Here is a 26,376-nt window from a genome sequence, read left to right on the forward strand (position 1 = left end):
GTCGGGGAGCCTATTGTGCCGGGTCGGCAGGCGAGCCGTCCGCCCTTGTGTAATGCCGGGTGCGCTGCTCGCCGCCGAGGAACTGACGGTCCAGCACCGAGCCGTCGGCGGTCGCCTGCATCGCGGACGGGAACCCGGGCACGCACGGGCCGCCGAGCCGGCCGGTGGCCGAGTCGTCGCCGAGCCCGTCGGGGGTCTCGCCGGTGCCGGGGTCGTCGTCGGGTCCCGTGACGGAGGTGATCTCGGACGGGCCGAGCAGCACGCGGTCGTCGCGCTGGTCGACGCCGACGAAGTCGGCCCTGGCATGACAGGTGTCGCCGTCGCCGGTACGGGTCGTGAAGCGGACGGCGATCTGCCCCGGCGCGGCCTGCACGACCTTCATCACCTGGGTGCCCGAACCGGCGGGCCGCTGCCAGCTCCCCAGCAGCTCGCGCGGCATGCGGCGGTCGCGGGGCTCGACCTTCGTCAGTTCGGCGGTGCGGCCGTCGCCGGCGCGCCAGAGCAGTTTGCCGTCGTCGTACGTGAGCACGTGCCCGCCGACCGCCGTGCACTCGCCGGCGGGGGCGGCCTCGATGACCTCGGTGTCGAGGTGCAGCCCCTCGTTCGTGGAGGTGAGCTCGCCCTCGCTGGTGCACTGCGACTCGCCGCTGAGCACGATGCTGGTGGCCACGATCTCGCCCTTCTCCCCGGGGCGGACCGTGAACTGACGGTAGATGTCGGTGGGTTCGCCCTTGTTGAGCTGGGTGCCGAGCCAGGTGCCGAGGTACTGCCCGGGGACGTCGGAGCTGCGGGCGGCGGGGGCGCCGTCGTCGCGCTGGCTGGCGAGGGCGACGGGCACGGCGACGCCGACGGCGAGGAGGAGGGCCAGCGCGGTGAGCAGCCGGGCGCGGCGGGGGCGCCGGCGGCGGGGCCTGGCGGCGGGGCCGGCGGTGGTGTCGTCGGCGTGGCGGGTCGCGGAGCCGTAGCCGGCGGGGGTCTCGTACGGGCGGGTGGGGTGGGGGCGCAGCCGTGCGCCGGAGGGGGAGTCCTCCCCGTCCCCGCCCCTTCCCGAAACCCGGGGCTCCGCCCCGGGACCCCGCTCCACAGCCTGCGGCTGCGCGCCGGCCGCGCCGCCCGCGGAGCCCTGGACGGTGACGTCCTCGGAGCCCGCGGCACGGGGCCACGCCCCGGCCGCGACCGCGCCTCCGGCGGGTGTCGCGTGGCCGCCCGGCTCGTTCGCCGCGCCCGTCGCGTGGCCACCGGCTCCGTCCGCCGGCCCGGCACCGGGGGCTCGGCGCTGCGCGCCGGAGTCCGGATCCGCCGCCGGGTGGGGCCACCCGGCACCCGTGGAGCCGCCACCCACGCCCTTCTGCGCCTCGGCACTCCGAACTGGGCGCTCCGCGCCGGAGTTCCCGGGCGCGCCCGCCCCGGTGCCCGCCGCCGGGCGGCCCCGCGTCGGCGGTGTCGGATCCGCCGGGGGCACCGTGCGCAGCGGGCTCGTGTCGCGGTCACCGGCCGGCGGCGTGTCCGTGTCCAGCAGCCGCACCGCCTGGCGGCCCAGGTCGGCTATGAGCGGGGCCGGGAGCCACGCCGCCTCCGGGTCCGGCGGGCCCGTCAGCCGGGCGAGCGCTTCCGTGTCGTGGCGGTCCGCCGGGAGCTTGGCCAGGCAGCCGGAGATGAGGCCGTGCAGCGCCGGGTCCGTCACGCCCGCCAGATCCGGTTCCTCCTGGACGACGCGGAACATCACCGCGTGCATGCCGGACGAACTCGACCCGAACGGCGCCCGCCCCGTCGCCGCGTACGCCAGCAGCCCGCCCATGCAGAACACGTCGCTCGCCGCCGAGACGTCCTCCCCGATGATCTGCTCCGGGGACATGAAGCTCGGCGAGCCGACGACGATCCCGGTGCGCGTGACCGTGCCGTCGGACAGCGAGTCCAGCGCGCGGGCGATGCCGAAGTCGATGACGCGCGGGCCCTCGATGGTGACCAGCACGTTGGACGGCTTGAGGTCGCGGTGCACGAGCCCGGCCGCGTGGACGTCGCGGAGCGCCGAGGCCAGTCCGTACGCGAGCGTGCACAGCGACTCCGGCGGCAGCGGCCCGTACCGTTCGACGACCTCCTGGAGCGTCGGCCCCGCGACGTACCCCGTGGCGACCCACGGCACCGGTGCCTCGGTGTCGGCGTCGAGCACGGGCGCGGTCCATTTGCCGCCGACGCGCGCCGCGGCGCGCACCTCCGTACGGAAGCGGGCGCGGAACTCCTCCTCGGCGGCCAGCTCCTGCTTGACCAGCTTGACGGCGACCGTTCTGCCGCCCGCGGTCCGGCCGAGGTAGACCCGGCCCATGCCCCCGGCGCCGAGCCTGCCGAGCAGCCGGTACGCCCCGATCTGTCGCGGATCCTGCGGCGCCAGCGGTTCCACGCTCTCCATTCCCCTACCCCCGTGGTCTACCCGGAGAGCGTAGGCGGTGACCGGGGGTGCGGATGAGGGGGGCCGGGATTGTCGTTGCGGTGCTGTCACACCATCGTCGTGGGGCGGTGATCTCGGCGGGCGCCGGATCAGCGGCGGGTACGAGCCGCGCGGCGACTCGGCGGCGCCGGGTTCCGGGCCGGGTCGGCGGCGGTTTTCCCGCCCGGGTCCCGGGCCGCCTCCTGGCCTCTTCCGCCGATCCCTTCCCCGGCCTCCGCCGCCGCTTCCGCCGCCTCCGCGTCCTGCGCCCGCAGCGCCTCCAGCGCCGCCGACAGCCGCCGCAGCGCCGTCAGCGTCTCGCCGAACCGCGCCTCCCCGCCCAGCCGGTGCGTGAGGCGACCGGCGAACTCCGTGTGCCCGGGCCCCAGCCGCGCCAGTGCCCGCCGCCCCGCGGGGGTGGTCCTGAGCAGCTTGGCGCGGCGGTGCGCGGGGTTCGGTTGGTACGCCGCGAGCCCGCGCGCCACCAGCAGGTCCGCGATCCGCTGCACGCTCTGCCTGGCCATCCCCATGCCGCGCGCGACGCCGGCGACGGACAGCGGCTCGCGGCGGACCGCGTACAGCACCTGCCGGCGCGCCGACGTCAGCCCCGCGGGCGCGGCCAACCGGTCGCCGTGCGCGAGGAACTGGCCGCCGAGCCGGAACGAGGCCGCGGCGGCGGCGTCGAGGAGCGCGGCGGCGCCAAGAACCGTGAGGTCGTCCTCGTCCGCCCCGCCACCGCCGGTGCTCTCGCGCATGGTCCGCCGCCTTCCGCTCCGTCGCTTTTCGGCCGGTTACGCGCAGACGGCCAGGTGAACGGTTCTGCAGGCCCGGCGCCCGCGTTCGGTCACGACAGCATGCTGTCAAAAGGACAGCATGCTGTCGATCACCCTCACCCGGTGCGCTTATCGTGTGGGGGCATCCCCCATCAGGAAGGCCCACCGCATGACCCCCGCAGGCGCCGTGGTCCGGCGCGACACGCTGCGTGCACAGATCGCCGACGCCCTGCGCGACGAGATCCTGGCCGGCCGGCTCGCGGCCGGGCAGCACATCACGGTCGGCGAGATAGCGGAGCAGTACGGGGTCTCCGCAACCCCCGTACGCGAAGCCCTGGTCGACCTCTCCGCCCAGGGCCTCCTCGACGTCGAGCAGCACCGCGGCTACCGCGTGCACGCCTTCACCCTCGACGACTTCCGCGCCATGGCCGACGCCCGCACCGTCGTCCAGATGGGCGTCTTCCGCGCCAGTCCCCCGCACACCCTCGAACCCACGCCGGGTGCCCTGGTCGCGATGCGCCGCCGCGGCGAGGAGGCCGAACGGGCCGCGAAGGCCGGGGACCTCGACGTGCTCGTCCACTACGACCTGCGTTTCTGGCGCGAGATCACCAGCCTGATCGGCAACGAGTACATCACCGAGTTCCTGGAGCGGGTACGCATCCACTGCTGGGTGTTCGCCGTGCCGTATCTGCGCGGGGAGAGCGAGGGCTGCGTGCCCGGCACGTTCTGGCAGGGGCACATGCAGCTCGTCGAGGCCATAGAGCGACGCGACGTGGCGGCCGCCGAGGAGGTCGTACGGACGTACAACCGGCACTCGCTGGAGCTGATCGAACGGCTCGCGGGCGGCTGACGGCCCGATCGTGCGGCCAGGTGGCCGAGACCCGGCGGAGGCGGGCGCGGCACCCGGCCGGGGGGTGCTGCGCGGCCGCCGTCAGCGGCTACGCTGAGCCGAACCGCGCTGTTAAGGAGCGTACCGCTTGGCCTGCGACCTCTGGCTGGTGCCCCTCGTCGACGTCCTGTGCCACAGCCCCGACAACCCCTTCGCCGAGGAGATCGCCGCCTACGACGCCGCGCTGGCGCAGGCGGGGCTGCCGCCGGTGCCCGTGCAGAGCTACATGCCGGGCCTGTCCGGGGACGTCGCCCCGGTCGCCGGTTTCGACTACGACGCGCTGCACTTCCTGCGCCGCGCGTACCTGCTGCAGTTGTGCGGACTCGAAGTCACGCCGGTCGGCGAGCTGGGCGGGGACTACGAGCAGTTGCTGGAGATGTTCGAGTCCACGGCGCAGGAGTCGCATCTGGTCTGGCACTACGACCACGCGGGGGCGTACGTCCCCGTCGACTTCCCGCATCCGCTGGTGACGGAGGAGCTGCTGGCGGGCGGCGGCCCGCTGGGCTCGGCGCAGGGGCTCGTACGCGAACTCATCGCCGTCGCCCCGGCGATCGGCATCGACCCGGACAACCCGCCGCCGCCCCCGGCCCCACCGCCGGGGCCGACGGAGCTGTCGGAGCCGGCGGCGACGGCGCCGGCGGAGGGCGGGGAGTTCGCGCAGGAGCGGCACGTGTGGCTGGGGCTGCACGCGGCGGCGACGCGGAGCCTGGCGCAGGGGTCGATGATCGTCTTCAGCTGACGGCGGGGTCGGCGGTACGGGCCGGGGTGGCGGTGAAGTCCGTGCCGTTGCCCGGCACCCCGATGCCGCGCCAGGTGAACGGCACGCCCGCGGCCCGCCGCGGATCGGGGCCGTCCATGAGCTGGAAGTGCAGGTGCGGCTCGCTGGAGTTGCCGGAGTTGCCGCACTCGGCGAGCTGCTGCCCGGCCCGTACGACGTCGCCTTCCCGGACGGTCGTCGAGCCGCGGCGCAGATGCGCGAAGAGGGCGTACGAGCCGTCCTCCAGCTCCAGCACGACGTGGTTGCCGACGATCGCGCCGATGCCGGCCCCGGCGGCGACCGAGCGGGCCACCTGCTCGACGACCATGAGGTACGCCAGCCCCGGGACGGTGTTGCGGGCGCGGTGGTCGCGGTGCGCGGAGCCGGCGACGGTGACGACGCGGCCGGCGGCGGGGGCGAGGACGGGAGCGCCGTAGGCGGGGAAGTCCCGGTTGGCGGGGAACGGCGGCCACCAGCGGAGCGCGGGGGCGGAAGCGCCCTCGGGGGTACGGACGAGGTCGATGGCGTAGGTCTGGGCGAGCGAGTGGGTGCCGTGGCTGGGCACCTTGTCGGCGGGGCTGTTGAACGCCCGCCACCGGCCGGCGACGGGAGAGTGCAGGGCGACGGCACCGGGGAGCGCCCCGTCGGAGCCGGGCGCGTCTTTCGCGCCCCGTCGCCGCCGCAGGGCACGGACGGCACCGAGGCCCGTCCGCACCGCGATCTCCGCCATGGCGGTCCCCCAGACGCCGACGGCGACCCACAGCGCCACGCGCCCGGCGCCGCCGGTCTCGACGCCGGCCAGCGCCGTCACCACCAGCGCGACCGTGGCCACCACCTGCGCACCACGCACCACTCCGAGGGCCCGTGCCCGGTTCACGCGTAACCCCCGCTCGTCCTTTGCCGCCTACCCCTTACTACTGTGCCCGACAGGTGGTTCGCGGGACCGGGGCGGGGGCGGGGAAGCGCCCGGCCTCGCGCGCGGTCGGCGGGAGACGACTCGCGTCGTCGGCTCCCGCGTGCGCCTGCGGCGCCGCGTTGCGGTCCGCCCGCTGCCCCGCGCCGCTCGGTTAACGCCCCGGGGGTTCCGGGGGGCGTTGGCGGGGCATGGTGGGGCGTAGGCCGGCTGGGGGGAGGGGGGCGCGGGCCTGGGGTTGGGTCTCGGGGCAGCGGGCCCACGCCAGCGACTGCGTCGCCAGCGCCGCCCGGCCGCCGCCGAACGCCACCATCCAGTCCGCCGTCTCGGCCCGTACCAGGTCCGTCACGTCCTCCGTGAAGCGCCGCAGCACCACCAGGCACCGCTCCGCCGCCTCGCTCGCCGTGCCCTCCGTCGGGCCCAGCACCTCCCGTACCGACTCCGACGCCCAGTCGAACTGCAGCGCCTCCAGCCGCCGCTGCACCGCCTGCGCCGTCGCCACGTCGCGCATCCAGCCCGCCGTCAGCCCGAAGAACCGGTCCGCCGCCAGGCACGCCAGCGCCGCGAACAGCGCGACGAACGCCCAGCCGGCGAACCGGTCCGGCACCGTCTCCGTCAGGTCCAGCACCGGCAGCGCCGCGCCCGCCGCCGCGCACACCGCCGCCGAGGCCCGCAGCGCCCGCGCCGCGCGGCGCTTGACGCGGCGGGCCGCGAGATACGACTTCGCGGTGTGGAGCGCACCCTCCTCCGCCCACAGGTACAGCTCGTCCAGCCGCTTGGCCGGGTCGCCCCAGTCGCCGAGCGGGAACGGCCGGGCGAGCAGCTCGCCGGGCTGCGCCACGGGGCCGGGGCCGCCGCCGACGCCGCCCGTGCCGCGGCCGCCGCGCCCCGCCCGGTTCCTGCGGCCGAAGAGGCCGCGTCCGCCGCGGCCTTCGTGGGTGACGCCGGTCGCGGTGCCGGTCGTCCGGGTCTCCTCCGAGTGGTTCATACGGGACTCCTTGCTCGTCGCTCGAACTCGCCTGCTTCTGCCGGTTTCCGACTTCTGACCCTCTGGGGTCTCCGGGCTCTCTGGGCTCCGTGTGACGTGTGTGACGTGTGATGACTGGGCAATCGGATGGTGCGCCCGCGGCGGCCTTCCTACCGCCGAACGAGGGGACACGAGCCGAAAATGGCGATATTTACCCTCGTAAGGAGTGGTCGATCGGGTATGGGGGCGAAAGCGTCGTCACCCGGACCGGTGGCCCCGGAGCCGACCGTTAGGCTGACCCCGTGAAGGTCCTTGTCATCGGCGGCGGCGCCCGCGAACACGCCCTGTGCCGTGCCCTCTCCCTCGACCCCGGCGTCCGCGAACTGCACTGCGCCCCCGGCAACGCCGGCATCGCCGCCGTCGCCCGGCTGCACGCCGTCGACGTCCTCGACGGCCCCGCCGTCGCCGAACTCGCCGCCGGCCTCGGCGCGGACCTCGTCGTCGTCGGTCCGGAGGCGCCCCTCGTCGCCGGTGTCGCCGACGCCGTGCGGGCGCGCGGCATCGACTGCTTCGGACCGGGCGCCGAGGCGGCCCGGCTGGAGGGGTCGAAGGCGTTCGCGAAGGACGTGATGGCCGAGGCCGACGTGCCGACTGCCCGTGCCTACGTCTGCACCACCCCCGAGGAGGCCGACACGGCGCTCGACGCCTTCGGCCCCCCGTACGTCGTCAAGGACGACGGGCTCGCGGCCGGCAAGGGCGTCGTGGTCACCGAGGACCTGGAGGCGGCACGCGCGCACGCGCGCGCCTGCATCGCCGCCGGGCAGGTCGTGATCGAGGAGTTCCTCGACGGCCCGGAGGTGTCCCTCTTCGCGGTCACGGACGGTGAGAGCGTCGTACCGCTGTCCCCCGCACAGGACTTCAAGCGCGCGTACGACGGCGACGCCGGCCCGAACACCGGCGGGATGGGCGCGTACACGCCGCTGCCGTGGGCCGACCCGAAGCTCGTCGACGAGGTCGTCGAGACCGTGCTCCAGCCGACCGTCGACGAGATGCGCCGCCGCGGCACGCCCTTCTCCGGGCTGCTGTACGCGGGTCTTGCGCTCACCTCGCGCGGCGTACGGGTCGTGGAGTTCAACGCCCGCTTCGGCGACCCCGAGACCCAGGCCGTCCTCGCCCGCCTGCGCACGCCTCTCGCCGGGCTGCTCCAGGCCGCCGCGCAGGGCCGGCTCACCGCGTTCCCGCCGCTGGTCTGGAGCGACGACGCGGCCGTCACCGTCGTCCTCGCCGCCCGGGACTATCCGGCGAAGCCCCGCACGGGCGACGTCATCACCGGGCTGGACGCGGTCGAGGCCGCGGACGCCCCGGATGCGTACGTACTGCACGCCGGTACCAAGCTCGATGACTCCGGCCACATCGTCAGCGCCGGCGGCCGGGTCCTGTGCGTCACCGCGGTGGGCGCGGACCTCGCCGCCGCCCGCGACCGCGCCTACGAGGCGATTCGGCGGATCGGCCTGGACGGTGCGCACTACCGCGGGGACATCGCCGCGCGCGCCGCGGAGGCCGCCGCCGACTGAAATTTCACGGCGTCCCGACCTTTGCCCAAGGCCATACCATCGGGTGACCGGGCGGCGGTCCTGCTGACGTGGCCGCGCCCCCCAACTATGGTGCACCTGCCCGACGTACCGGCCGTCCGGTCGGCTTCGTCCGGGCAGTGGGGGCCTGATCAGGCCAACTGGCCTACCGGCATTGCACTGGCCGTGGCCGGTGCGACAGTGGTGGAGTACGGCCGTTTCGCCTCGATACGGCCGTTGCCCTACCCGTCGGCGGTTGAGGGGGTGAGGTACGGACGTGTCCACAGCGACCGGTACGGAGGCGGGTGCGCAAGCCGCCCGCTCCCGCGCTCTCGCCGTCCTGCGCGTGCGAGGGGCGGTCCTCGGGGTCGTCCTGTTGCCGGCTGCGCTGGCAGTCGTGCTGCTGGCCGGCTCGGCCATGGGGCGCGTGGACGGGGTGCTCGCGGCGCTGCGCTGGCCCGTCGTCGCGCTCGCCGTCCTGGCGCCCGCGCTGGCCGCCGCCGTCGCGCGGTCCATCTCGCGCGCGGAGCCCGCGGCCACGCTGACCGTCCCGGTGCCGCGCCGGGCCGCCCCCGATCTGTACCGCCTCGTCGGCGACCTCGCCGAGCGGCTGGGGGTGCCGGTGCCGGCGGCGGTGGCGCTCACGCCGGACTGCGACAGCTGGCTGGAGGACCCCGGACCCGCCCCGACGGGGGTGCGGAGCTGGCTGCGGCGCGCCGGCGGCCGGCTGGCCCGGGCACTGCGGCCCCGCGGCCGCGGTTCGGCTTCGCGTACGGGCCCGGGTGTGCCGGGTGCGTACGGCGCGGGTGACGCCGCGGTGTTCGGCTCCGGCGGCGGGAACGGCGCGCCGCGCGGGGCCGCCGCGGAGAGCCACGCCGCCTCGGCGGCGGCCCGGCGGCAGGCGTCCGCGGAGGCGTCGTACGCGCCGAACTGGCGCGACGTCGTCGAGCGCGCCACCGCGGACCCGGAGGGCCCCGTCCTCGTCATCGGCTCGCCGTTCCTGTGGTGGATGCGGGTCGGCGAACTGCGCGCGGTCCTCGCCCCGGTCGTCGCCGGTACGGCGGCCTCGGCCCAGCCCGACATCGCCGCGGCGCGCCGCTTCGTACGGGCCCTGGACGCGGCGGCGGCGCTGCCGTCCCGCCCGCCGGGGAGCCCGGAGAGCCCCGGGACGTACGACGCGGCCCCGGGACCGTACGAGACGGGCCCCGGCGCGCCGCCGGGCGGCCCCGATCCGTACGCCCCCGGCCCCCACCCGGCCCCCGGCCCCGCCCGCCCGGCGCCCCGCGCCCGCGCGGGGCGGCTCTGGCGGCGGTTCACCGGCGGCGTCGCCCGGCTGCTGCTGCGCGCCTGCGGCGAGCACCCCGTCGAGATGGAGCGCGCCGTCGCCGCCGCCGCGGCCGAGCGCGCCCAGGCCGTCGACTACGGCCTGCGGATCGTCGCGCAGGAGCAGGTCGGGCTCGCGTACGCGGGCTGGGACCGGCTGCTGACCCGGGTCGCACTGCCCGCCTGGCGCATGGGCCGCTGGCCCTCCCGGCTCAACGCCGGCGTCGTCTCCGCCCTCACCGAACTGTCCCGCCGTGACCGCCTCGCCGAGGGCTTCGCCACCCGGCTCGGCGAGCGCCCCGCCTGCGACCTGCTGGAGGAGCCCGGCATGGTGGACGAGGCGGCGTCGCTGCTGGCCGCGGAGCTGTTCAGCGGCCCCGGCGGCGCGGCCGTGGGCGCCGTGGTCGGCGGCGAGCCGGCGGCGGGCTTCGCCGGGGTGAGCTGGGAGCAGTATCCCGACGAGGTCGTGGACCGCAAGTGGCGGCTGGAGGCCGCCCGGCTGCACGCGGTGCTCGACCGGCTCGAAGACTGCCCGGAGCCCGCGGGACGCCCCGACCGCGGCACGCTCGCCCGCGTCGTGGACCGGCTCACCGCGGGCCCGGAGGAGACCGACCGGATCGGCGACGCCCTCGCCCGGGTGCAGCGGGAGCAGGCACCGCCGGGCGCCGCGGCACCGCTGACGCCTCCGCGTACCGGCCGCGAACTCCTCGTGGACCATGTCCTCGCGATGGTCTGCTGCGCCGCCGTCGACACCGCGGGCGCCGCCCCCGGCCTCGACTGGCTCGACGGCCCCGTGCTGCGCTCCCGCCGCGGCGGCAACCCGGCGGCGGCGGTGCGCACGCTGGTCGAGACCCGCGACGACAGCCAGTTGCGCTCCTGGCTGACAACCGCGGGTGTACGGCCCGAGAAGCCGGTTCTCCTGGTCTGACCTGACGGTTTCCGGAACCGCCACCCTCGTACGGGCGTCATGCCGAACGAATGTCGGCGTTCCGTGAAGACCTGTTCGCGTTATGTGATGTCTGGGACTCGCCGACCCACGCGGGGGCGAGGGAGGGAATCGGCCCGTGGTTCACGACAGCATCCGGCGATGGGAGTCCGGGGCGCTCGCGCACGCCGTCTCCGACCCGTTCGCGGCGGGGCCGCTGCCGTGGCTGCACGCCGGCGAGGAGTCCTTCGAGGACGGCCGCCTCGTCCCCTGGTACGTCGACGCCGCCACCACCGGCGACGGCGGGGTCCGCCTCGCCAACGACGTACTCCAGCAGATCAAGGGATTCGCCGCGCCCTCCTGCGCCGAGCCGGGCGAGTCCGTCGACTTCCGGATCTCCGTCGACCCGCCGCAGGAGTTCGGCGTCGACATCTACCGCATCGGCCACTACGCGGGCGACGGCGCCGCGAAGGTGACGAGCAGCCCGCGGCTGGCCGGCATCGTGCAGCCCGTGCCGCTGGCCGCCGGGCGCACGGTCTCCTGCCACCACTGGTGGCTCTCCTGGCGGCTGCAGATCCCGTCGTACTTCTCCCCGGGCGCCTACGTCGCGGTGCTCACCACCGCCGACGGACACCGCTCCCACGCGCCGTTCACCGTCCGCTCCACCGAGCCCGCCGACCTGCTCCTGCTGCTGCCGGACGTCACGTGGCAGGCGTACAACCTCTACCCCGAGGACGGCCGTACGGGCGCCAGCCTCTACCACGCCTGGGACGACGAGGGCTGTCTCCTCGGCGAGCCGGAGGCGGCCACCACGGTCTCCTTCGACCGCCCCTACGCGGGCGCCGGGCTGCCGCTGCACGCCGGCCACGCCTACGACTTCATCCGCTGGGCGGAGCGCTACGGCTACGACGTCGCGTACGCGGACGCCCGCGACCTGCACGCCGGCCGGGTCGACCCGACGCGCTACCGCGGCATCGTCTTCCCCGGCCACGACGAGTACTGGTCGGTGCCGATGCGCCGGGCCGCGGAGAAGGCGCGGGACGCGGGCACGTCGCTGGTGTTCCTCTCCGCCAACACCATGTACTGGCAGGTCGGCCTCGCCCCCTCCGCGGCCGGCGAGCCCGACCGGCTGCTGCACTGCGCCAAGCGCCAGGGCCCGGGCCGCCCGGCACTCTGGCGCGACCAGGGCGCGCCGGAACAGGAGTTGCTGGGCGTGCAGTACGTGGGCCAGGTGCCGGAGCCGCGCCCCCTGGTCGTACGGAACGCGGACCACTGGCTCTGGGAGGCGACGGGCGCCCTGGAGGGTGACGAACTGCCCGGCCTGGTCGCGGGCGAGGCGGACCGTTACTTCCCCCGCGCCCCGCTCCCGAAGCACACCGAGCGCAAGCTGCTGGCCCACTCGCCGTACCCGGACGCGCGCGGGATGCGCCGGTATCAGGAGACGTCGCTGTACGAGACCCCGGCGGGCGGACTGGTCTTCGCGGCGGGCACGTTCGCCTGGTCACCGGCGCTGGACCGGCCCGACCACGTGAACAGCGTGATCCAGCGCGCGACGGCGAACCTGCTGGACCGGATCTGCAAACGCGACTGAGCGCCGCCCCCGCGCTCCGCCCGCCGCCCGATGCCCGCCGCGCGGCAGGGCCCCCGCGTACGGAAGACTGGGCACATGCAGAAGTTCTCCCTGGACGCCCACGCCCGCGAACTGCTGGAACGCGCCGCCGCCGCCGGCTCCGCGGGCCGCAGCGCCGCGACGGTCTACGGCGGCCACGAGCACACCCTGCGCCAGACCGTCATCGCCCTGACGGCCGGAGCGTCCACGTGTACTTCTGGCCCTGCGCCGGGTGCTGGCACTCCCAGTCCTTGTCGATGACGCGACCAGACGGCCCGGGTTCGTAGCTGCAGCCGACGGCGAGCGCCAAGACGGCCAGGGCCGCGAGCGCCACGGCAGCGGAGCGCTTGGTGGAGGTCATCGACAGGTCTCCTCCCGGGGCGACGGCCCTCTCTACTGGTACCTCTTGCCCCGTTTGGTCTGGACAGTGCTACGCCCCCGCCATGGCGGGGGCGCACTGCGTCTGGCTCACGGGCGGGAGGATCAGCGGTGGACGCTCGCGCGGATCTCCCGGCCGATCGAGGGGCGGTACGGCCCCCGCTTCTCCCTGCGGCGGCACATAACCGTTGGCGGACGAGGGCGACCACTGTTACGTTGCCGGAGGCCGTGCGAGAGATCGAGGAGGTGGTATCCGTGAACGCAGTATCGACATGGGTGCTCCCCTCCGGGGTCGCGGTCGGGCGATAGGCAGGTCGTCCGGGAGCGCCGTTCCAGTGCACTCCCGAAAGGCACGACCATGCGCTTCACTTCCGAACAGCGCCTCGACGACGGCGTTCTCGAACGCGAATTCACCCTCGGTGAGATCCCCGGCATCCTGTGGACACCCGCATCGGCATCCGCACCGGTGCCGCTGATCCTGCTCGGCCACCCGCCCCTCGGGCTGCGCAAGATGTACCCCCGACTGGTGGCCCGGGCCCGGAGTTCCGCGGCGGAGGGCTTCGCCGCGGCCACCATCGAGCTCCCCGGAAGCGGCGACCGGCCCCGTTGGCCCGCCGCCGAGCAGGCCCGCGCCGACCTGCGCCAGGCGATCGAGGCTGGCGAGCCGGTCAGCGACGAGATCGTCGACGCCCTCATCCTCCCGCTGGTCGACAAGGCGGTCCCGGAATGGCAGGCCGCCCTGGACGACCTCCTGTCGCTGCCAGAGATCGGTGGCCCGGTCGGGCACTCGGGGGGAGTGATCTCCATCGGCATCCGGCTGGCGGTGGTCGAGCCGCGCATCGTGGCCGCCGGGTTCTTCGCCGGGAGTTTCGTGCCCCGCGCCATGTTCGAGGAGGCCCGGCAGGTCACCATTCCGCTGCACGTCCTGCTGCAGTGGGACGACGAAGGGAACGACCGGCAGGCGGCCCTGGACCTGTTCGACGCCTTCGGCTCCAGGGAGAAGACGCTGCACGCCAACATGGGTGGGCACACCGGCGTCCCACAGTTCGCGGGGGACGCTGCGACGCAGTTCTTCACCCGCCATCTGAAGTGAGGCCGGGCCGTCAGACCGGCAGCAGACGGTAGCTGATGTCGGCTGCATGCCGCTCAGCGAAGACGGGTACCGGCCCTCCGTAGCTCTCTGCACCGCGGGTCCCTGCTGAACTCTCGGCAGGGGCCCGTTCTGTCTGAGGTCATGAAACGGTTTGATTTCTGGAGAGCTTCGAGTGCCGCCCGAACTCGTGAACCTAGCCATCAGGAGTTCTCGGCGACCACCGCCCGGGGTCTGGCGGTACTGATGAAGTCGTAGATCAACGTCCGTGAGGCATCACGAGCTCGGTCAAGCTCGGGACGTGATTCCGCCTTGCTCAAGCGGTCGATCGCGCGCATCGCCTGCCGACCGGCCTCCACCACGTCGGCCGCCTCCGTCACGAGCTGCACACGGAACATCGCCTCAAGAGCAGCCGCCCGCAGACGCTGCGCTTCGCGCCTCATCTCCGGAACATCGGACTCGGCGCCGTGTACGTGCTTCACGAACCAGAGATCGAGTTGCCCGCGGCGATAGTTGGCCAGTGCCCCGCCGAACGCGCTGTAAGCGTCGATGCGTTCCTGCCTCAGCCTCTCACTACGCGTGAATCGTTCAGTCCGCATCACCGTACGTCGCTGGAGCGCGTACGTCAGCGCGGACCCGAACAACGTGCCGAGCACTGCGACGGCGCTCGCGGCCACTGCCTCCATGCAATCAGGAGACCATGACACCACCCACCCCGAACCGAGTTCGGTCACTACCGGAGGAGGGATCTGCCAGACGGCGAGCCAGGTGCGAACGCCGGATCGCCCTGGCAGCGATCCGGCTACCTCTGCCCCGCACCGCAAGAGTCCGATTCCTCCCCGGCCGGAGGGCCGGGGAGGCTCGTAAGGAAACCGGTGAACGACCATGACCCGACCCACCCCGCCCACACCCCGGCTGTGAACCCCGGCGGCCGGACGTGGACAAAGGCGACGGCGTCCGGCGACAACGGCGCCTGCGTCGAACTCGCCCCGGCAGGCGACGGCTGGATCGCCCTGCGGGACAGCAAGAACCTCGACGTCCCCCCGCTGCTGTACACGCGGGCCGAACTCGCCGCGTTCCTCGACGGCGCCAAGTCCGGCGAGTTCGACCACCTGCTGACGTAGCAGGCGACGCTCCTGCCGGGAACTCCTGATCCGGCGACGGGCGCCGAAGGCGTCATCGTCAGACTCTGTCAAGGTTCCATCCAGGAGGGTATGGCAGGTTGCACCTGTCAACGAAGTGGCTCGAAGGGTGCGTGAGGGCACCCTTGGCATTCGTGGACCTCCACCGACCACGATGCTGGAGCCGCTCCACCGCAGGGAGGGGAATGCAGGGCATGAAGTCACAGGTGAAGCATGTGATGTCTGCGGCCGCCGCCGCAGTCAGTGCGGCGACCTTCGCCACGATGACGCTCACGAGCGGAACGGCGGCCGCCGACTCGGGAGTCCGCTGGCTGTATGACGACCACCACCATTGTGGCGGCCAATGGATCTCCTCGACCAACACCTTCCGTCTCAAGGACGCCGAGGAGAACAACCTCCATTGCTACATCCCCTACTCGTTCAAGGACAATCACGATCCTGAGTCCCGCGTTTCGCTGTCCCCCGACGTCGACAAGGAATGGCACAATCTCCCAGTCGCGAACCCGGAAGGCGACAAGTGGGTCTTCTTCAGGGTCTGCGAGGAGATCTCCGGTCAACCCGACAACTGCCTGGACTGGAAGCGCTACCTCACCTGACGGTGAGCCTGTGCGGACTTCACTCGCAAGCCGACGGGCCAGTTGACCGCGAGGGGGCACGTCGAGAGGCAGTCCTCAGCATCGGCCCGGTCGTCACCTGGAGCGGTGGCGTCCGGGCCGTGTGCTGAAGGGACTCGACCTCGGCTTCGCCAACGCCGTGTGAGAGGTCGGATCGATCAGCACCCGACCGACTTGCTGCCCAGCATCTTGTCGATGTGCTGGGAAGCGGTCGAGATCAGGTCGCGGACCGCGCTTCCGTACACCGGGGAATGCGGCACCACAACCGGATGTCGTCCTCGCTGACGTTCTGCTTGCCGTTCTCGATGCGCGAGACCTCGGATCCTTGCCACCCGGTGGCGTGGCGAATGCCCGGCCGCTCGCGAACCCCGCGTCCTTGCGGAACCCGCGCACCCGGGCACCCAGCGCCAATCGTGCCGCCTCTGCTTGGTCGAGCGCACGCTCAGCTGGATAACCATGCGCCGCCGCCTGGCCTGCGACTACGAACGCGACCCGCGCCACGCCGAAGCCGTGATCCGCTGGGCGATGACCGACGTGATACTGCGGCGACTCACCCGTGGCAGACCCGCCGTCGGGCAAGGACCACACCCCCTGCAACGAGCCCCCTGACCAGATCTCAAACGCGTTCTCAGAGCTTGTACTCGCGATGCGGGGCGGCTAGGGACCACAGCCGGTCACGCACCCGGACGCACTCGGCGACCAGGTCCGGCGACTCGATAATCTGCGAGCCCCAGCACGCGGCCGTCGTCGTCGAAGTGCCCGACCGCGAGCAGCCGGTCGTCGTACAGCTACCAGTCGCGGCCCGAGACGGGGAACGTGATGCCGTCGGGGAGCTGGTAGCGGGGGAGCCAGCGGATGTCCTCGCCGGCCTCGATTTTCATGGCCGTCAGGGAGTGCTCCTACGTGACGTATGCGGAATGCGGCTCCGTGACGACGCGGACCCGGCGGACCTTCTTCCCCTCTGCCGTGACCTGCCTGATCATCGACATCCGCGGGACCAGCCACTCGTAGTCGTCGGCCTCGCCGCGCTGCCAGCGGGCGTACGGGGTGTCCTCGATCCCCGATCCGTAGTCGTCCCTCAGCTCCAGGTGGAAGGCATCCCGCTCGAAACTGTCGAACAACGCGTCACGCTGCGCGGGAGTGATCAGGTCCACGGTTCTGCCTCCAGCAGGGTGTCTCATCGCCGTCGCTCGTAGCCGTCGGGGCGGCTGGCGAGACCGCGTGCGGCTTCCGAGTTCGGCAGGTGCAGATCCTCGGCGTCGGCAGGGAGGGCACCCGCGACGGAGTCCTCCGGCTCGCCGACCCACAGTTCTACCGCCTCCCAGGCCGTGAAGCCTGCGTCCCGGGCTTCCTTCAACCGCCGGTGCCACCGCCCGCCGGCGTCGTACCCGACCGCTCCCGTGCCGCCCCGGCCGACGTAGCCGGCGGCATCCTCGGTCTCCGAGGCCCACAGGTAGCCGATCACGCGGCCGTCAAGGACGACCGGCAGGCAGCGAACGGCCGTATCGGTGCACGCCAGGTACTCGGTCCGCTCCAGGGTCCACGGGCTGATCGGCCCGAAGTCTCCTGGCCGCCCCGTCGGTTCCCAGTAGTACTCGTCCACGCCGCTCTCCCGTCGATCGGGCAGGTTCTCAGTCCGCCGGGGCCGGGCGGACCAGCGGGAGGACGACCTCGTCGACGATCTCGGCGATGGCCTCCGGGGTGATGGACCCCCGTACGAGTATCTCGTTGCGTAGGAGATCCAGCGGCAGGGCGATCCGTCGCTCGGTCAGCCGCGAGAGGTCGACCTCGCCACGGGCGACGGCGCGCTCGACGAGCACCGCCGTGGGGCCGCGGTGTACGTCGCTGAGCGACGGAGCCTGACGGCGGCTGCCGGGGGGTGCGGGTCAGGGGGCGGCCGTGTGGCGCAGGCTGCGGAAGAAGGCGCGGATGTCGCCGATGAGGAGATCCGGCTGTTCCATCGCGGCGAAGTGGCCGCCGCGGTCGAACTCCGTCCAGCGGACGATGTTGTCCGTACGCGCGGCGAGATGCCGCAGGACGACGAAGTTCTCCCGTGGGAAGGCCGCGAACGCGGTGGGGGCGGTCGAGCGCTCCGGCGGCTGTCCCCGGTAGGCGGCGTGGGCGCGCTCGTAGTAGATGCGGGCGGAGGAGCCGGCCGTCCCGGTCAGCCAGTAGACCATCACGTTGGTCAGGAGGTGGTCGCGGTCGACGGCGTCCTCGGGCCGGTCGACCGAGTCCGTCCACTCCTTGAACTTCTCGGCGATCCAGGCGAGCTGGCCGACGGGTGAGTCGGTGAGCGCGTAGGCGAGGGTCTGCGGACGGGTGGACTGGATGTCGGCGTAGCCCTGCTTCTCGCGGCTCCAGGCCTGGAACCGCGCCCAGGAGGCGAGGGTGCGCGTGCGCTCCGCGGGGCTGAGGGAGGCGAGTTCGTCCGCGGTCGGCTCGGCGGTCGCCCCGGCCCCGGGGATGAGGTTCAGATGGACCCCGATGACCTGATCGCCGCAGAGCCGCCCCAACTCCCGCGAGACGGCCGCCCCCCAGTCACCCCCCTGCGCCCCGTAGCGCCGATACCCCAGCCGCCGCATCAACTCCCCGAACGCCGCCGCCACCCGCCGGTGCTCCCAGCCCTTCTCCCGCGTGGGCCCGGAGAACCCGAACCCGGGGATGCTCGGCAGCACCAGATGAAAGGCGTCCGCGGGATCGCCACCGTGCGCCCGGGGATCGGTGAGGGGCCCGGCGATCCGCTCGAACTCGACGAGCGACCCCGGCCAGCCGTGCGTGACGACGAGCGGCGTGGCATCCGGTTCGGGGGAACGGATGTGCGCGAAATGAACGTCCGCACCGTCGATGGTGGTCATGAACTGCGGCCACAGATTCAGCCGCGCCTCCGCGGCCCGCCAGTCGTACTCATGCCGCCAGTAGTCCGCGAGTTCCCGCAGGTAGCCCAGCGGAACGCCGTAGTCCCAGCCGGCACCGGGCAGTTCGCCCGGCCACCGGGTACGGTCGAGGCGGTTCCGCAGATCGTCCAGGTCGCCGTCCGGGACGGAGACCCGGAACGGCCGGATGCTGTCGCCCGATGCCGTCGTCATGATCCGGAGCCTAGGCGGTGGGCATGGCCGCGGCCCCGTGAGGTGCCGTAGGGGCGATCCACCCGGCGCACCACCGTCACCCGGGGGACCGCCGCGTGCCGCCGCGCCCGCGCACCCCTCCGTACCGCCCACCCCACGCCCCCGGCCGGGACGCGCGCACTGCGTACGCGAGACTGGGCCGCATGGAGATCAGAACCGGTGTGCGGGGCGATGCCGAGCAGATCGCGGCGCTGCACGCGGAGAGCTGGCGTACCGCGTACGCGGGGATCATGCCCGGCGACTTCCTGAGCGGGCCGCTGGACGACGAGCGGCTGGCCGTCTGGCGTGGCCGGCTCGACGAGCCGCCGCCCGGCGCGGGGCTGTTCGTGGCCGCGGACGGCGGCGAGCTGCTCGGTTTCGCCTATCTCCTCCCGCGCTCCGACGGCCGTCTCCTCCTGGACAACCTGCACGCCAGGCCCGGCCGCACCGGCGGCGGCATCGGGACCCGGCTCCTGCGGCACGCCCGCGCGTGGGCCGCCGAGGCGCACCCCGGGCGGACCGTCTACCTGGAGGTGCTCCGCGGCAACACGCGCGCGGTCTCCTTCTACGAGCGCCACGGCGCCGTCCGCACCGATGAACGGATCTGCGTGTTCGAGCAGGGGTTCGAGCTGCCCGAGCTGGAGTACTCCTTCCCGGCCGCGCCGCCCCTGAGCATTGCGGTGGCGCAGCCCAGGTGCACGGCTCACGACGTGGCGGCCAACGCGGTGGCCCATGCGGAGGCCGTTCTGGCGGCGGACGCGCGGGTGGTGGTCTTCCCCGAGATGTCGCTGACGGGTTACGAGCTGGACGCGGAGCCGATCGCCCCGGACGACGAACGGCTGACTCCGATCATCGCCGCATGCGCCGAGACGGGGACGCTTGCCCTGGTCGGTGCGCCCGTACCGGGTCCGCACATCGGCATCCTGGCCGTCGGGGAAGCCGGTGCGCGCGTGGCCTACGGGAAGGTGTACCTCCACGGCACCGAGGCCGCCCGCTTCGTCCCGGGGGAGCCCGCCGTGATCGAGGTGGACGGGTGGCGGCTGGGGCTCGCCGTCTGCCGCGACACGGGCATCCCCGAGCATGCCGCGAAGGTGGCCGCGCTGGGCATCGACGGCTATGTGGCCGGGGTCGTCCACACGGACGACGAGGCCGGGGTCCACGGCGAGCGCGCCCGCCGGGTCGCGGCCGACCACGGTGTGTGGGTCGCCACGGCGGCCTTCGCCGGTCCCACCGGCGGCGGGTTCGACCGCACGTCCGGCCGTTCGGGCATCTGGTCCGCCGACGGGGAACTGATCGCGGAGGCGAGCGCCACCCCGGATGAGTTCGCGCGGACCGTCTTCCTCAAGTGAGCCCGGGCGGGCCCCCGGACGCCGAAGGGAACGTCCCGCCGGCCGCGGCGTTCCGGCGGTTTCCTCGGGCCTCGACGGCTGGTGAGGCGAAACGGCCGGGCGCTACGTGCGGGGCCGCGCGGAGGCAGCGGGTCCTCGGCGCTCCTCCACCGCCCCCAGGGCGGCGGGGAGCTCGCGGCGGGAGGTGACGCCGAGCTTCGGGTACGCCTTGTACAGGTGGTACTCCACCGTGCGGGGGGAGAGGAAGAGCCGCGCGGCGATGTCGCGGCTGCTGGTGCCCTCCGCCGCCAGGCGGACGACCTGGAGTTCCTGCGGGGTCAGGCGGTCCGCCGGGTCCGGGGCGGTGGCGCGGGCGGTGGCCTGGGCTTCGCCTGCCGCGCGGAGTTCCGCGCGGGCGCGGTCGGACCAGGGGCCGGCGGCGAGGGCGTCGAAGAGCCGGAGTGCGGAGCGGAGGTGGGTACGGGCCTCCGCACGGCGGCGTTCGCGGCGCAGGTGCTCGCCGGCCAGCAGCTCGGTGCGGGCCCGTTCGAAGGGGCGGCCGACGGACGCGGCGTGGAGGCGCACGGCTTCCGCGTACGCCGCCGCCGCGTCGCCCGCCGAGGAAGCCAGCAGCGCCTCGTTGCGCAGCGCCACCGCCCGCGCCCACGGCTGCCCGCTCGCGGCCGCCCACGCCGCGAAGCGGCGGGCCGGCAGCAGTGCCCGCTCCGGGGCGCCGAGGCGGACCGCCGCCTCCACCTCGTCCGACGTCGCGAACAACAGCGCCGCGCTGTACCGCGCCGCCCCCGCGCGGGCCTCCGCCAGCCGCGTCAGCACGTCCTCGTAGCGGCCGAGGCCCAGGTCGAGGAGGGCCCAGGCGGTGATGCCGTAGTTGCCCCCGGCGTTCATGCCGGGGGTCACGAGGGTCCGTACGCGCTCCTCGTCGCCCTCGATCGCCGGGATGCGCGCCAGCAGATTGTGCAGCCGGCCGATGCGCATCGCCAGCCCGGTGTCGCGGGCGATCGCGGCCGCTTCGGCCACCGTGCGCGCCGCCTCGCGGTGGTCGCCCGCGTAGAGCTGCTGGCGGGCCAGCACGTGCAGCAGGTACGGCAGCCGGCCGATGATGCCGTCGCCGCGGGCGACGTCGATCTCCTCGGTGATCACCGGAAGTTGGACGTCGTCGGGGAGCAGCGAGCCGGAGGAGATCGCCTGCAGGCGCGTCGAGCTGCCGACGGCGGCATCGTCGAGCAGGTCGGCGACCAGCGGCAGCCCGCGCGCGAAGTCGTCGGCCGCCATGTGCGCGAGCCCGCGCACGGCCCGGTCCGCGCGCCGGGCGGCGGCGCCGGGCGCGTCCCCGTACCCCTCCAGCAGGTCCGCCGCCCGGTGCAGCCCCGCGACGTCCCCGCCGAACCACGCGTACGTCGCCGCCGCGCGCAGCATCTCCCGTCCGTACGCGCGCGAATCCGAGGCGTGCGAGACGAGCAGCGCACCGGCCTCCTGCGCGGCGTCCTTCTCGAAGAGCCAGAAGGAGCGCACGTACGCCAGCTCCGCGCGCCGGTCCGCGTCCTCCGTCTGCTTGTACGCCTCCTCCGCCAGCTCCGCCGCCCGCTCCGCGTGCCCCGCCTGCTGCGCCGCCCACGCCGCCGCCGTCAGCCGCCGTACCCGCGGCGCCGCGTCCGGGGTCAGGCGCGCGGCCTCCGCGTACGTGTCCGCCGCCGCCGCGGGGCCGCCGCGGGTCAGCGCCCGCTTCGCGGCGTCGGCCAGCTCGGCGGCGACCTCCTCGTCGGGCCCCGTCGCGGCCGACGCCAGGTGCCGGGCGCGGCAGTCCGGATCGCCGGAGGTGGTGGCCAGCGCCTCGTGCACGGCGACGCGGCGGGCGAGCGGGGCGGCGGTGTAGGCCGCGGTACGGATGAGGGGGTGACGGAACTCGACGGACTCCCCGACGACGGCGACCAGCCCCCGCTGCTCCGCCGCGGCCAGGTCGGCGAGGCCGACGCCCAGCTTCTCCGCGGCGGCGACCAGGTACCGCAGAGTGCTGCGGGAGTCGGCGGCGGCGATGAGGAGCATCAGCCGGGTCCGCTCCGGCAGTTCCAGCACTCGGCCGCGGTACGCGGCCAGCACCCGGTCGGCGGCCGGCAGCGGCTGCCCGGCGGCCTGCGGGCGGCCGGCGGCGGCCGGTCCCGAGGCGCCGAACTCGCGCAGTGCAAGCGGGTTGCCGAGGGACTCGCGCAGCACCCGGTCCCGTACCGCCGCGGGCACGTCGAGGCCGGCGAGGAGGGCCAGGGCGTCGTCACGGCCGAGCCGGGAGAGCGTCGACTGCGGCAGTCCGGCGGCGGGGAAGCCGGTGTCGCCGCGGGCGGCGAAGAGCAGCGCCACGCGCTCGACGCCCAGCCGGCGGGCGGCGAACAGCAGCGCGTCGGCGGACGGTTCGTCGATCCAGTGCGCGTCGTCCACGAGGCACAGGACCGGCGCGTCCTCCGCCGCCTCCGCGAGCAGCGAGAGCACCGCGAGCCCGACGAGGAACCGGCCGTGCTCGGCGGCGGCGCCGGTGCCGACCGCGGCACGCAGCGCGTCGGCCTGCGGCTGCGGCAGCTTGCCGGCGTGGTCGACGACGGGCCGGAGAAGCTGGTGCAGCGCCGCGAACGTGAGCCCCCGCTCGGCCTCCCAGCCGACCGCGCGCAGCACGGTGAAACCGCGCCGCCGCGCCTCGTCCTCGGCGTACGCGAGCAGCGACGACTTGCCGATGCCCGCCTCGCCGCGCAGCACGAGGCTCTGCCCGCGGCCGTCCGCGGCGGCGGCGATCAGCGTGTCGAGTCCGGCCAGCTCGTTCTGACGCCCGTACAGATTCACCAGTCGATACCTATGTGGGTTGTCGGCGGCACGGCTTACGTATCCGAATACCGAAGCGCTACGGATCCGGCGGGCATTCCCCCGTATCTAGCGTCGAAGACATGACGAACAAGATTTTCGAACCGGTACGGATCGGCCGCCTCGACCTCCCGCACCGGCTGGCGATGGCCCCGATGACCCGCTCCCGTGCCACCGCGGACGGGGGCCTGGTGTCCGAGCTGACGGCCGAATACTACGAGCAGCGGGCCGGGGCGGCACTCATCGTCACCGAGGGCACCCAGCCCAGCGTGCGCGCCCAGGGCTACATCCAGACGCCCGGCATCCACACCGAGGCCCAGGTCGCCGCCTGGCGGAAGGTGACCGACCGGGTGCACGCCGCGGGAGGGCGGATCTTCCTGCAACTCCTGCACGCGGGCCGCGTCGGCCACCCCTACCTCTACCCGGACGGCGGGCTTCCGGAGGCGCCGTCGGCCGTGGCGTCCGGCGAATCGCTGTTCACCGTCGACCAAGGACTGCTGCCGCACCCCGTGCCCCGCGAGCTGACCGCCGACGACATCGGTGAGATCGTCCGGGACTTCGCGGCCGGCGCGCGCCACGCGATCGAGGCGGGCTTCGACGGCGTCGAACTGCACGGCGCCAACGGCTACCTCATCCACCAGTTCCTCGCCGACGGCGCGAACCGGCGCACCGACGCCTACGGCGGCCCGGTGGCGAACCGCATCCGCTTCGCGGTCGAGTCGGTACGGGCGGTCAGCGAGGCGATCGGCGCGGACCGCACCGCGCTGCGCATCTCGCCCGGCAACAGCGCCAACGGCGTCAGCGAGAGCGACGCCCCCGAGGTGTACGCGGCGCTGGTCGCGGCGCTGGCCCCGTATCCGATGGCCTATCTGCACGTCCTGGAGGCCGACCCGGGGCTGCGCGGCGTGACCGAGCGGATACGCCGCGACTGGGCGGGCCCGCTGATGCTCAACTCCATGCACCACGGCGGCGGCGACCCGGTCGCGGACGCGCAGGAACTGCTGGCGGCGGGCACGGCGGACGTCGTGGCCCTCGGCGGGCGCTGGCTGGCCAACCCCGACCTGCTCGCGCGGGTACGGGCCGGGGGCCCGTACAACGAGGCCGACGAGGCGACGTACTACGGCGGCGACCACCGCGGCTACACCGACTACCCGGCGCTCACGCCGGTGGCGCCCACGGCGGGCTGAGCAGCCTGGTCGGGGCGGCGCCGCGCCGATGCGAGACAATTCGGCAGTCGCATCGGCAAACCCCGGAGGAATCCGTGACCGGTTTCGTGGAGAAGCCCCAGCCCGTCCAAGTGCCCGGCCTCGTCCATCTGCACACCGGCAAGGTCCGCGATCTGTACGAGGACGCCGACGGCCGCCTGGTGATGGTCGCCAGCGACCGGATCTCCGCGTACGACTGGGTGCTCCCCACCGAGATCCCCGACAAGGGCCGGATCCTGACCCGGCTGTCGATGTGGTGGTTCGAACGGATCGCCGACCTCGTGCCGCACCACGTGCTCTCCACCGAGCTGCCCGAGGGCGCCCCCGCCGACTGGGCGGGGCGCGCCCTGGTCTGCCGCCGGCTGCGGATGGTGCCGGTGGAGTGCGTGGCCCGCGGCTATCTGACGGGCTCGGGGCTCACGGAGTACGCGGCCTCCGGCTCCGTCTGCGGCGTCGACCTGCCGCCGGGGCTGGGCGACGCCTCGGCGCTGCCCGCGCCGGTCTTCACGCCGGCGACGAAGGCGGAGGTGGGGGAGCACGACGAGAACGTCACGTACGACGAGGTCGTCGGCCGCGTCGGCCCGCTGGTCGCGGCGGAGCTGCGCCGGGTGACGCTGCAGGTGTACGGGCGCGGGCGGGACGTCGCGCGCGAGCGGGGGCTGATCCTGGCGGACACGAAGTTCGAGTTCGGCTACACCGGCGACGCGATCGGCGAGGGCGAGCTGGTCCTCGGCGACGAGGTGCTGACCCCGGACTCCTCGCGCTACTGGGCCATCGACGGCTGGCGCCCCGGCCGGCCGCAGCCGTCCTTCGACAAGCAGTACGTGCGCGACTGGCTGACCGCCGCCTCCGGCTGGGACCGGCACGGCGAGGCGCCGCCGCCGGAGCTGCCCGCGGAGGTGGTGGAGCGTACGCGGGAGAAGTACGTGGAGGCGTACGAGCGGCTGACGGGGGAGCGCTGGGACTCCTGAGCCCGTCAGCTTCCCGGTGAGGGCGACGGCGGACCGCCCATGAGGTGGTACTGCACGATCGGCGCCAGCCGGCGGATCAGCTCCTCCGGGTCGGCCGAGGCCATCGGTTCGAGCCGGATGATGTAGCGCAGCATCGCCGTCCCGACGAGCTGCGCCACCGCCAGCTCCGCGCGCATCTCGGCGTCCGGCTCCGGCAGCGACGGCGTGACCCGGTGCAGCAGGTTGCGCGTGACGATGCTGCGGAAGATGCCGGCTGCCGTCTCGTTGCTGACCGCGGAGCGGATGACGGCGAGTAAAGGCTCACGCGAGAGCCGGTTCTCCCAGACGCCGAAGAAGAAGCGGGTCATGCGCTCGCCCGCGCCCTCCACCGGGCCGGCGACGACGATGTCCGGTATCGCCATCGCGGGTGCGAAGGTGATCTCCAGCGCCGCTTCGAAGACCCGTTCCTTGGTGCCGAAGTAGTGGTGGACAAGCGCCGGGTCGACGCCCGCGGACTTGGCGATGCCGCGGATGGACGTCTTCTCGAAACCGCGCGCGGCGAACTCCGAACGGGCCGTCGCCAGGATCCGGTCCCGGGTGCCGGGCCCGTCCTCGGCGGCGCCGCGCCGGGGGCGGCCCCGGCCGCGTTTCGGAGGGTCGGCGGCGTTCTCCGGCGTCACGACGGTGCGCCGCGCGGGACCGGCGCCGCGAGGTTGAGCCGGGTGAACGCCAGCGACTCCGCGAGGTCCGACTCACGCTCGGCCGCCGACATCGCCCGCCTGGTGTTGATCTCCACCACGACCTGCCCGCCGAACCCGCGCGCCGCCAGCCGCTCCAGCATCTCGGCGCACGGCTGGTTGCCCCGCCCGGGCACCAGGTGCTCGTCCTTGCCGGAGCCGGAGCCGTCGGCCAGGTGCACGTGGCACAGCCGGTCGCCCATGCGGTCGGCCATGTCCAGCGCGTCGTTGCGGGCGGTGGCGGTGTGCGAGAGGTCCAGGGTGTGGTGGCGGTAGTCCTCGTGGGTGACGTCCCAGTCGGGCGCGTAGGCGAGCATCTCCTTCTCCCGGTAGCGCCACGGGTACATGTTCTCCACCGCGAACTGCACCGCCGTCTCGTCGGCCATGCGCCAGATGCCGCGGACGAACTCGCGCGCGTACGTCCGCTGCCAGCGGAACGGCGGGTGCACCACGACCGTCTCGGCGCCCAGCCGCTCGGCGGCCGACTGCGCGCGCCGCAGCTTCTCCCACGGGTCCCGCGACCAGACGCGCTGCGTGATCAGCAGACACGGCGCGTGGATGGCGAGCACCGGGACGCCGTGGTGGTCGGAGAGGCGGCGCAGCGCCTCGATGTCCTGGCTGACGGGATCCGTCCAGACCATGACCTCCACGCCGTCGTAGCCGAGGCGGGCGGCGGTCTCGAAGGCGGTGGCGGTGGACTCGGGATAGACGGAGGCGGTGGACAGGGTCACCCGCGCGTCGGGCACCGTGACCCCCCGGTCGGCGCTCCGCGGCTCGGCGTCGCCGCCGGCGCCGTCCCCGTTCCCCT

General features: G+C 74.1%; 24 protein-coding genes and 1 pseudogene. 12 read left to right on the forward strand and 13 right to left on the reverse strand.

Going from position 1 to position 26,376, the window contains the following annotated elements; genetic code table 11:
• Positions 1-10: 10 nt before the first annotated feature.
• A complete protein-coding gene (locus ABGA99_RS18195) occupies positions 11-2,407 on the reverse strand; it encodes a serine/threonine-protein kinase (protein WP_347583007.1) in 2,397 nt (798 codons plus the stop codon).
• Positions 2,408-2,535: 128 nt separating this feature from the next.
• The gene (locus ABGA99_RS18200) at positions 2,536-3,180 is read right to left on the reverse strand and encodes a MarR family winged helix-turn-helix transcriptional regulator (protein WP_347583008.1); all 645 of its coding nucleotides are present in this window, start codon (positions 3,178-3,180) and stop codon (positions 2,536-2,538) included.
• Between the two features lie 187 nt (positions 3,181-3,367).
• Here ABGA99_RS18200 and ABGA99_RS18205 point away from each other — a divergent pair, with 187 nt between their 5' ends.
• The gene (locus tag ABGA99_RS18205; RefSeq protein ID WP_347581453.1) at positions 3,368-4,048 is read left to right on the forward strand and encodes a GntR family transcriptional regulator; all 681 of its coding nucleotides are present in this window, start codon (positions 3,368-3,370) and stop codon (positions 4,046-4,048) included.
• Positions 4,049-4,175: 127 nt separating this feature from the next.
• Positions 4,176-4,826, forward strand: a complete 651-nt coding sequence (locus ABGA99_RS18210) for a hypothetical protein (RefSeq protein WP_347581454.1) — start codon at positions 4,176-4,178, stop codon at positions 4,824-4,826.
• Here ABGA99_RS18210 and ABGA99_RS18215 read toward each other — a convergent pair.
• Both ABGA99_RS18215 and ABGA99_RS18220 read right to left on the reverse strand, forming a co-directional pair.
• Positions 4,819-5,721: a peptidoglycan DD-metalloendopeptidase family protein gene (locus ABGA99_RS18215; RefSeq protein ID WP_347583009.1), complete on the reverse strand. Its 903-nt coding sequence runs from the start codon at positions 5,719-5,721 to the stop codon at positions 4,819-4,821. The genes ABGA99_RS18210 and ABGA99_RS18215 overlap by 8 nt on opposite strands.
• 190 nt (positions 5,722-5,911) lie before the next feature.
• Positions 5,912-6,745: an SLATT domain-containing protein gene (locus ABGA99_RS18220; protein WP_347581456.1), complete on the reverse strand. Its 834-nt coding sequence runs from the start codon at positions 6,743-6,745 to the stop codon at positions 5,912-5,914.
• A gap of 281 nt (positions 6,746-7,026) precedes the next feature.
• Here ABGA99_RS18220 and purD point away from each other — a divergent pair, with 281 nt between their 5' ends.
• The 5 genes and pseudogenes from purD to ABGA99_RS18245 all read left to right on the forward strand — a co-directional run bounded on the left by purD (position 7,027) and on the right by ABGA99_RS18245 (position 13,623).
• Positions 7,027-8,298: a phosphoribosylamine--glycine ligase gene (purD, locus tag ABGA99_RS18225; RefSeq protein ID WP_347583010.1), complete on the forward strand. Its 1,272-nt coding sequence runs from the start codon at positions 7,027-7,029 to the stop codon at positions 8,296-8,298.
• Positions 8,299-8,572: 274 nt separating this feature from the next.
• Positions 8,573-10,546, forward strand: coding sequence for a hypothetical protein (locus tag ABGA99_RS18230; RefSeq protein WP_347583011.1), 1,974 nt, complete (start codon positions 8,573-8,575; stop codon positions 10,544-10,546).
• 136 nt (positions 10,547-10,682) lie between these two features.
• Positions 10,683-12,134: a N,N-dimethylformamidase beta subunit family domain-containing protein gene (locus ABGA99_RS18235; protein WP_347581459.1), complete on the forward strand. Its 1,452-nt coding sequence runs from the start codon at positions 10,683-10,685 to the stop codon at positions 12,132-12,134.
• Positions 12,135-12,209: 75 nt separating this feature from the next.
• Positions 12,210-12,353 (forward strand): annotated as a pseudogene (locus ABGA99_RS18240) (LuxR family transcriptional regulator); the annotation flags it as partial.
• Between the two features lie 535 nt (positions 12,354-12,888).
• Positions 12,889-13,623 carry an alpha/beta hydrolase gene (locus ABGA99_RS18245; RefSeq protein ID WP_347581460.1) on the forward strand — a complete coding sequence of 245 codons (735 nt, stop codon included), beginning with the start codon at positions 12,889-12,891 and terminating at the stop codon, positions 13,621-13,623.
• 200 nt (positions 13,624-13,823) lie between these two features.
• On the opposite strand, the gene ABGA99_RS18250 is transcribed toward ABGA99_RS18245, so the two are convergent.
• On the reverse strand, positions 13,824-14,306 hold the full coding sequence (locus tag ABGA99_RS18250; protein ID WP_347583012.1) for a hypothetical protein: 483 nt from the start codon (positions 14,304-14,306) through the stop codon (positions 13,824-13,826).
• Positions 14,307-14,537: 231 nt separating this feature from the next.
• On the opposite strand from ABGA99_RS18250, the gene ABGA99_RS18255 reads away from it, so the two are divergent.
• Together ABGA99_RS18255 and ABGA99_RS18260 are read left to right on the forward strand one after the other, a co-directional pair.
• On the forward strand, positions 14,538-14,744 hold the full coding sequence (locus ABGA99_RS18255) for a DUF397 domain-containing protein (protein ID WP_347583023.1): 207 nt from the start codon (positions 14,538-14,540) through the stop codon (positions 14,742-14,744).
• A gap of 203 nt (positions 14,745-14,947) precedes the next feature.
• Positions 14,948-15,358, forward strand: a complete 411-nt coding sequence (locus tag ABGA99_RS18260) for a hypothetical protein (RefSeq protein ID WP_347581462.1) — start codon at positions 14,948-14,950, stop codon at positions 15,356-15,358.
• Positions 15,359-16,004: 646 nt separating this feature from the next.
• Here ABGA99_RS18260 and ABGA99_RS18265 read toward each other — a convergent pair.
• The 5 genes from ABGA99_RS18265 to ABGA99_RS18285 all read right to left on the reverse strand — a co-directional run bounded on the left by ABGA99_RS18265 (position 16,005) and on the right by ABGA99_RS18285 (position 18,465).
• Positions 16,005-16,097, reverse strand: coding sequence for a DUF6879 family protein (locus tag ABGA99_RS18265; RefSeq protein ID WP_347581493.1), 93 nt, complete (start codon positions 16,095-16,097; stop codon positions 16,005-16,007).
• 178 nt (positions 16,098-16,275) lie between these two features.
• Entirely contained in the window at positions 16,276-16,530 is a 255-nt protein-coding gene (locus ABGA99_RS18270) for a DUF6879 family protein (protein ID WP_347581463.1), read from the reverse strand.
• A gap of 23 nt (positions 16,531-16,553) precedes the next feature.
• Positions 16,554-16,979, reverse strand: coding sequence for a hypothetical protein (locus tag ABGA99_RS18275; protein WP_347581464.1), 426 nt, complete (start codon positions 16,977-16,979; stop codon positions 16,554-16,556).
• Between the two features lie 28 nt (positions 16,980-17,007).
• Complete coding sequence (locus ABGA99_RS18280; RefSeq protein WP_347581465.1) at positions 17,008-17,196, reverse strand: hypothetical protein; 189 nt, start codon at positions 17,194-17,196, stop codon at positions 17,008-17,010.
• Positions 17,197-17,262: 66 nt separating this feature from the next.
• Positions 17,263-18,465, reverse strand: coding sequence for an epoxide hydrolase family protein (locus ABGA99_RS18285; RefSeq protein ID WP_347581466.1), 1,203 nt, complete (start codon positions 18,463-18,465; stop codon positions 17,263-17,265).
• A 182-nt stretch (positions 18,466-18,647) separates the two neighbouring features.
• Between ABGA99_RS18285 and ABGA99_RS18290 the strand changes: the two genes are divergently transcribed.
• Positions 18,648-19,832 (forward strand): GNAT family N-acetyltransferase, encoded by a 1,185-nt coding sequence (locus ABGA99_RS18290; protein ID WP_347581467.1) that lies wholly within the window; start codon positions 18,648-18,650, stop codon positions 19,830-19,832.
• Positions 19,833-19,934: 102 nt separating this feature from the next.
• On the opposite strand, the gene ABGA99_RS18295 is transcribed toward ABGA99_RS18290, so the two are convergent.
• Entirely contained in the window at positions 19,935-22,658 is a 2,724-nt protein-coding gene (locus ABGA99_RS18295) for an AAA family ATPase (RefSeq protein ID WP_347583013.1), read from the reverse strand.
• A gap of 101 nt (positions 22,659-22,759) precedes the next feature.
• Between ABGA99_RS18295 and ABGA99_RS18300 the strand changes: the two genes are divergently transcribed.
• Positions 22,760-23,863, forward strand: a complete 1,104-nt coding sequence (locus ABGA99_RS18300) for an alkene reductase (protein WP_347581469.1) — start codon at positions 22,760-22,762, stop codon at positions 23,861-23,863.
• Positions 23,864-23,937: 74 nt separating this feature from the next.
• On the forward strand, positions 23,938-24,852 hold the full coding sequence (locus ABGA99_RS18305; RefSeq protein WP_347581470.1) for a phosphoribosylaminoimidazolesuccinocarboxamide synthase: 915 nt from the start codon (positions 23,938-23,940) through the stop codon (positions 24,850-24,852).
• Positions 24,853-24,857: 5 nt separating this feature from the next.
• Here ABGA99_RS18305 and ABGA99_RS18310 read toward each other — a convergent pair whose 3' ends face one another.
• Together ABGA99_RS18310 and ABGA99_RS18315 are read right to left on the reverse strand one after the other, a co-directional pair.
• The gene (locus tag ABGA99_RS18310; protein ID WP_347581471.1) at positions 24,858-25,511 is read right to left on the reverse strand and encodes a TetR family transcriptional regulator; all 654 of its coding nucleotides are present in this window, start codon (positions 25,509-25,511) and stop codon (positions 24,858-24,860) included.
• Positions 25,508-26,314, reverse strand: a complete 807-nt coding sequence (locus ABGA99_RS18315) for a sugar phosphate isomerase/epimerase (RefSeq protein WP_347581494.1) — start codon at positions 26,312-26,314, stop codon at positions 25,508-25,510. The genes ABGA99_RS18310 and ABGA99_RS18315 overlap by 4 nt, the downstream gene beginning before the upstream one ends.
• Positions 26,315-26,376 lie beyond the last annotated feature (62 nt).

This window comes from Streptomyces sp. B5E4, assembly GCF_039871555.1.
Classification (GTDB): domain Bacteria; phylum Actinomycetota; class Actinomycetes; order Streptomycetales; family Streptomycetaceae; genus Streptomyces.

Coding starts and splice junctions, on each gene's coding strand:
- ABGA99_RS18250 (WP_347583012.1), bottom strand. CDS start 14,306: ATGGAGGCAGTGGCCGCGAGCGCCGTCGCAGTGCTCGGCACGTTGTTC.
- ABGA99_RS18245 (WP_347581460.1), top strand. CDS start 12,889: ATGCGCTTCACTTCCGAACAGCGCCTCGACGACGGCGTTCTCGAACGC.
- ABGA99_RS18300 (WP_347581469.1), top strand. CDS start 22,760: ATGACGAACAAGATTTTCGAACCGGTACGGATCGGCCGCCTCGACCTC.
- ABGA99_RS18200 (WP_347583008.1), bottom strand. CDS start 3,180: ATGCGCGAGAGCACCGGCGGTGGCGGGGCGGACGAGGACGACCTCACG.
- ABGA99_RS18290 (WP_347581467.1), top strand. CDS start 18,648: ATGGAGATCAGAACCGGTGTGCGGGGCGATGCCGAGCAGATCGCGGCG.
- ABGA99_RS18220 (WP_347581456.1), bottom strand. CDS start 6,745: ATGAACCACTCGGAGGAGACCCGGACGACCGGCACCGCGACCGGCGTC.
- ABGA99_RS18260 (WP_347581462.1), top strand. CDS start 14,948: ATGCAGGGCATGAAGTCACAGGTGAAGCATGTGATGTCTGCGGCCGCC.
- ABGA99_RS18205 (WP_347581453.1), top strand. CDS start 3,368: ATGACCCCCGCAGGCGCCGTGGTCCGGCGCGACACGCTGCGTGCACAG.
- ABGA99_RS18195 (WP_347583007.1), bottom strand. CDS start 2,407: ATGGAGAGCGTGGAACCGCTGGCGCCGCAGGATCCGCGACAGATCGGG.
- ABGA99_RS18285 (WP_347581466.1), bottom strand. CDS start 18,465: ATGACGACGGCATCGGGCGACAGCATCCGGCCGTTCCGGGTCTCCGTC.